Origin of the sequence: Paenibacillus sp. OT2-17 (assembly GCF_009827695.1) — a bacterium.
GTDB classification, from domain to species: Bacteria; Bacillota; Bacilli; order Paenibacillales; family Paenibacillaceae; genus Paenibacillus; species Paenibacillus polymyxa_B.
This window is the reverse complement of sequence record NZ_WUDQ01000566.1, coordinates 1-2,344: the sequence shown is the minus strand read 5'-3', so window position 1 is coordinate 2,344 and position 2,344 is coordinate 1. Positions and strand designations below refer to the sequence as shown.

Below are 2,344 nucleotides of genomic sequence, written 5' to 3'. Positions count from 1 at the left end.
GTCTTCAAATTTCCGGCTAGATCATACATATAGCTAACCTGCTGTCCGGATGGATCTGTGACCGAAGTCATTTGTCCCAGAGCATCGTAATCATAGATCATACGTTGACCGTTACCGTCCGTCCGGCTAGTGACCATACCCGCATGATTGTAAGCTAACGACTCCAGCGGCTGAAATGATCCATTTTCAGCCTCTTGTGTGGAGGTCACACGACCTAGAGCATCCGATACTTCACGTATACGGTAGCCAGAGGCATCCGTCTGAGTAACGGTACGATCCACTGCATTATACGCCACGGTATCTGTTGTTCCATCCGCATAGGTCGTCTTTACAGGTCGTCCAAAAGCATCGTAGGCGTAGCGAGTGGTTGCTTGTTCGGCATCCGTGCTTTCTACCATATCTCCATGATCATCATAACCGTAACCATAGATTGCATCATCCACCTGCTGCTGAAGCATCTGCCCGAACGGATTATACAATCTTTCAACGCTTACACCATCGGGTCCGGTAACAGTGACATCATTCGTATCATCCTTGTACACCACGACAGTTTGAGTGCCGTCCGGATAAGTAACCTTTGTTACACGCCCCAATGCGTCATACACATAAGACTCCGTTTTGCGCTTGGCATCTGTTTGGGACTTGATTTCTCCGGTCGGATAGTAATCATACGTATACTCAACACCTTTAGGCAAAAGCTGCCTTGTTGGGAGCTGAGAACCATAGGGAGACTTATAATCAATAGAAACATCCGTATAGTTTCTGTCATCAATAAGAACTTTCTGACCACTTACATTCCCTTTTGCATTGTAAAAAGTATAGGTATGTGATAAAAGCTTCCCTTGCTCTGTACCTTCATAGTTTTTCAGTTCATACAATGCGCCCTCTGCTTTATAAGTTCGAACTGTCGTTCCAGTTTTTCCTTCACTTATTTTAGTAACCGTCTGGGTAGGTTGAACCCAGAAAAAAGGCTCACTAGAGGTTTTATACGTATGAGCAGTCTCCAATCCAGTACTTTGGGATACTTTTAGTGGAAGACCATATTCATTGTAGTCATAGGAGGTGGTTACAGGTTCTGACGAAGAACCTCCTTCCGTATAGGACTCTTCCATTTGCACAGGCAAATTCCAATCTATGGCCTCATTATAGGTGTAGTTTATATGATAGCCGGTAGAATCACCCTCTTGATCATAGCGGTTAAGAACAAGCTTGTCTGGTGTGTTATCTCCTCTAAAGACTTTACCAAAATGGAAGGTTTCTGTTGTACGCGTCCCTTTGGCAACCACCGTCCACTCAGCATTTTTGCCATAACTGGCTAGATCTTCTCCGGAATACGCGAAATCAATTTTATTTAAAAAACGATCGCCGGCAGTTGTACTGTACATATCAGCGCGTGAAGCCACCTTGAACACGCCTTGTGTACCGTACACGCCTATCTGCTTGTTATAGGCTTCATAACGAATGTCTGTGATCGATGAAGTAGGTCGTACAATTCGTGTAAGCAACGCGGTTTCATTGGGCTGCAGGGCTCCAGTCTTTCTTTCACCATCTACGACCACATTAAAAGGAGCATCCATGAATGTATACGTATAGCTTGTGCTTCGGGAAAGAGAATCCAGTACTTCTGACAGCACCTTGCTGCTTCCCTCACTACTTTGACGATAGGTATACTGATGGTCCGTGCCTTGCTCTTTAACAACAAGCTGTCCAGCATTGTAAGTGAAATCAAGTTCTTTGCCATCATTGTTTCTAATCGAACGAATAAGCTTTGCTCCGCCAGAACTTGTATAATCAAATTCCACTCGATTCTTATACGCATCCTGGATTAAAATCAAATAACCGTCCTGATCGAGATAATAGTCATTTCCATTCAACACTGCTATTTTGTATGCACTGCTTACTCCCTGCACACTTGCGCTTTGATCTGTTCCGATCTTCAGATCTTTGTATGCATATCCTTCAAGCTGCAAATCATCTCTCAGTTCATAGGAGCCTGTTCCCGGAATATACAAATACCGTTTACCATCCTGTTTCTGCATATGAGGAAGATCCCATTTCCAGCCTCTCCCTAGACCAGAAGCTGCTTCTTCCTCGCGGATGGCACTTATGTTTGTATACAACCCTTCATTTTGCTGCACACCAATCTGATTATTTGCCAATGAACTGTTATACACACGAGCCAATGCAAAGGGCAATGACCCCGGCAGTACCAAGTCCGTATTTTGAACAACGAGCTGTCCTGAAGCGGTGGACACACTGTTGTCACCATAATCCATTCCATAACGCGATGTATCATCACTCAACCTGCTTTGTGCAAGCGCCGCCTGATCAAAAGGAGCATACA

1 protein-coding gene is annotated in these 2,344 nt (G+C 44.5%); it reads right to left on the bottom strand.

What is annotated here, in order from left to right; all coding sequences use genetic code 11:
• Nucleotides 1-2,344, bottom strand: a 2,344-nt coding sequence (locus GRP75_RS24625; RefSeq protein ID WP_160790634.1) for an RHS repeat domain-containing protein, incomplete at both ends; no start/stop codon positions are given.